The organism is Microcystis sp. LEGE 08355 (genome assembly GCF_015207185.1).
GTDB classification, from domain to species: domain Bacteria; phylum Cyanobacteriota; class Cyanobacteriia; order Cyanobacteriales; family Microcystaceae; genus Microcystis; species Microcystis panniformis.
The window spans coordinates 1-2,797 of sequence record NZ_JADEXI010000598.1; the positions used below are offsets into that span (position 1 = coordinate 1).

Annotated in this window: 4 protein-coding genes; 3 read left to right on the forward strand and 1 reads right to left on the reverse strand. The window is 43.1% G+C overall.

From position 1 onward, the window contains the following. Window positions 1-166: 166 nt before the first annotated feature. Window positions 167-1,579 (reverse strand): DUF697 domain-containing protein, encoded by a 1,413-nt coding sequence (locus IQ242_RS21670; RefSeq protein WP_193961366.1) that lies wholly within the window; start codon window positions 1,577-1,579, stop codon window positions 167-169. 177 nt (window positions 1,580-1,756) lie between these two features. Between IQ242_RS21670 and rpmG the strand changes: the two genes are divergently transcribed. The 3 genes from rpmG to IQ242_RS21685 form a co-directional block, all read left to right on the forward strand. After that, window positions 1,757-1,951 (forward strand): 50S ribosomal protein L33, encoded by a 195-nt coding sequence (gene rpmG / locus IQ242_RS21675; protein WP_002734724.1) that lies wholly within the window; start codon window positions 1,757-1,759, stop codon window positions 1,949-1,951. 40 nt (window positions 1,952-1,991) lie between these two features. After that, entirely contained in the window at window positions 1,992-2,207 is a 216-nt protein-coding gene (rpsR, locus tag IQ242_RS21680) for a 30S ribosomal protein S18 (protein WP_002770735.1), read from the forward strand. A gap of 439 nt (window positions 2,208-2,646) precedes the next feature. Beyond that, window positions 2,647-2,797 (forward strand): helix-turn-helix domain-containing protein (locus tag IQ242_RS21685; RefSeq protein WP_193961367.1); only part of this gene is annotated, 151 nt, incomplete at its 3' end.

Below are 2,797 nucleotides of genomic sequence, written 5' to 3' on the forward strand. Positions count from 1 at the left end.
GAAGTGGGGTGATGGGGAAGTGGGGAAATTGAACTAAAACCCTAAAACCCTAAAACCCTAAAACCCTAAAACCTGAATCCTGACTCCTGACTCCTGACTCCTGACTCCTGACTCCTCAAAACCTAAGACTCTGTACTTCACAACTATGGAAATTGCTATAGATTTTTTAACCAGAAAATGCCGACCAACGAGCGCTCGTTTGCTTGACAAAATCCTGTAAAAATGCTAGGCGCTGATTTTGTTCCCAGACCTGTTTAACTTTATTCTGCAAACTCGTCCAATTCCAATCATTATTCAGCTGCTCGTTAATTTCCTGTTCTTGGAAATATTCAACTAAACTTAAACCTGCTAAACGAGTTAAATAGGCTGCTCCAATTCCCTGCACTGTACCACCAGCAATATAAGTAATCGCATTTCCCTTGAGAATCGTTCCTAATGCTTGGGTTGTCACTTCTACCATGCCCAATTGTACCATCATTTTCCCCAGGGTAGTCATGGCTGTTTTTGCCTGTTCAAGGGACATTTTTTGTTGATAAATTGCCCCTAAATCCACTAACATTTGAGCGTTAGTGGCTGCCGCTAAAACTAAATCTAGGGCCGCAAGAGGATTAGCAAAAGTGGCAGTAGCAGCTATCCATTGGTATTGTTCGATAACAGGTAAAGCCTTTTTGCGTCGGGATTGATTGAGTAATTGTTTGGTTTCCTTGGCTAATTCGAGCGCTTGTCTCCAGATAGTTCCGAGAACTAATTGCTGCTTTTCTTGTTCGATAATTTGTCGGAGATGATTATCTAAAGGAGTGATAACCACGGTTTGGGGTTCCGTCCATTCCTTGATTTCTCCATTGCTTTGATGTTGACGAACTTTTAGGGGTTCAGGGGCAGCGGCTATGGCTAAAATATGATGAGCGGGAATAGTTTCTTTCAGTCTTTGTTTCAGGGAAAGGAGAATTTCTTCTCTGGTTTCGTCCGGTAAACGATCCTGTTTATTCAGTAACAGGATAACACGCTGGTGCATTCGATCGAATTGCTGGAGAATTTGCCATTCGGAATCGCTCAAATCCCCATTGATGAGATACAAAACTAAGTCGGCTGCCAGAGCTTTTTTCTGGTTAGTGGTGGAGTCGAGAGTTAGAAGCGGTTCCGTTTCCATAAAAGCGACAGATTCCCCAAAGTTGCCGCTTTCTAGTAGTTTTTTTAAGGCAGTTTTACCAGTTTTTCTCGCACCAGTAATGGCAATTTTCAGGTCTTGGCGACTAAATTCTTGATTTAATTGGGTTAAACTGGTTTTGAGTGGGGTTAAGTCTTGATTAGGGTCTTCTTTGGCCAGATAATTAATTATCTGCTCAGCCTTGCTAATCGCTTGTTTAACCTTTTCTAGACTCAGGGGAGTGGGAAGGGAAAAATCGATTTTCGAGTTGGGTTTTTGCCAAAACCAGATACCGGCACCAAGAGCAATCGCACCGAAAATACCCCATGAACCGATTTCGCTCAGTCTGCTATTGAGAGTTTCCCCCAGGGTTAAAGCGACGGTAATGCCTATCCCCGTCACTAAAATCGGTTGACCCAATCTTATCGTCATTTTTTCTCATCCTCGCCAACTGCTATGATTATTCTAGCTTTTTTGTGCTGGATTTCATCCCAAACTGAACTTTTTAGCCGACAATTCCCTGCGTTCGCCCCGGCCGCTCTTGCCTAAAAAGCCCCAGATATGTCATAATGATCGATTGCGTGTAAATTTACCCGATCCCCTGTTGTTATGGCTAGTAAAAAAGGCGTTCGCCTGATCATCACTGTAGAATGCACGGAATGCCGCAGTAATCCCGATAAGCGTACCCCCGGCGTTTCTCGCTACACCACCAGCAAAAACCGTCGCAATACCACCGGCAGACTGGAAATCAAGAAATACTGTCCCCACTGCAATAAGCACACCGTCCACAAGGAAATTAAGTAAGCACACTTTAGTTAAAAAGTCAAGCAATCTTTACAAATCTATGAGCTACTATCGTAAACGTCTTTCTCCCATCTCCCCCAGTCAACCGATTGACTACAAAGACACCGAACTCCTCCGCAAATTCATCACCGAACGCGGCAAAATTCTGCCTAGACGTATCACCGGTTTAACTTCTAAACAACAGCGAGATTTAACGGAAGCGGTGAAACGGGCCCGTTTAATGGCTTTATTGCCTTTTGTCAACCAAGAAGCCTAAATTCAGTGATCAGTAATCAGTAATCAGTGAACAGTGATCACTGAAAATAACATATATAATTGGCTAATTAAAGCAGTTATCTTCATGGTGAGGTAGGAAGTTCTCCTTTTGGAGAGCCAGTCGTCGATACCAAATTAGGTTATGCTTCCTCTTGATGAGAAACGCTGTATTTGATAAGTAATAGGACAAAATTAAGTAGGGAGGCACAATTATTTGTAGGATGGGTTAGCGGTAGCGTAACTTATGGGGGAGTTGGGTTTCATGCTTCAACCCAACCTACCTTCATCTTATATTTAATTCCACCCACCCACTTAACTTCTTGGTGAGGATAGGCACTCATGCACTCATCGAAAATTTTGGGTCTGAAACCCCGTCGTTCTACGACGGCTTTACTGTTAAATATTAGCCCATTTACGAAATATATGCTAGAGTGCGAGACATGGAAAAAGCCTACTCGTTTCGATTTTACCCCACACCCGAACAAGAGTCGCTATTGCGGCGCACTTTGGGCTGTGTAAGATTGGTTTACAATAAAGCTCTCCATCTCAGAACACAAGCTTGGTACGAAAAGCAAGAAAGAGTAGGCTANG

Bases quoted from the DNA above. Each gene is read 5' to 3' on its own strand.
- IQ242_RS21670 (WP_193961366.1), bottom strand. From the start codon at position 1,579: ATGACGATAAGATTGGGTCAACCGATTTTAGTGACGGGGATAGGCATT.
- rpsR (WP_002770735.1), top strand. From the start codon at position 1,992: ATGAGCTACTATCGTAAACGTCTTTCTCCCATCTCCCCCAGTCAACCG.
- rpmG (WP_002734724.1), top strand. From the start codon at position 1,757: ATGGCTAGTAAAAAAGGCGTTCGCCTGATCATCACTGTAGAATGCACG.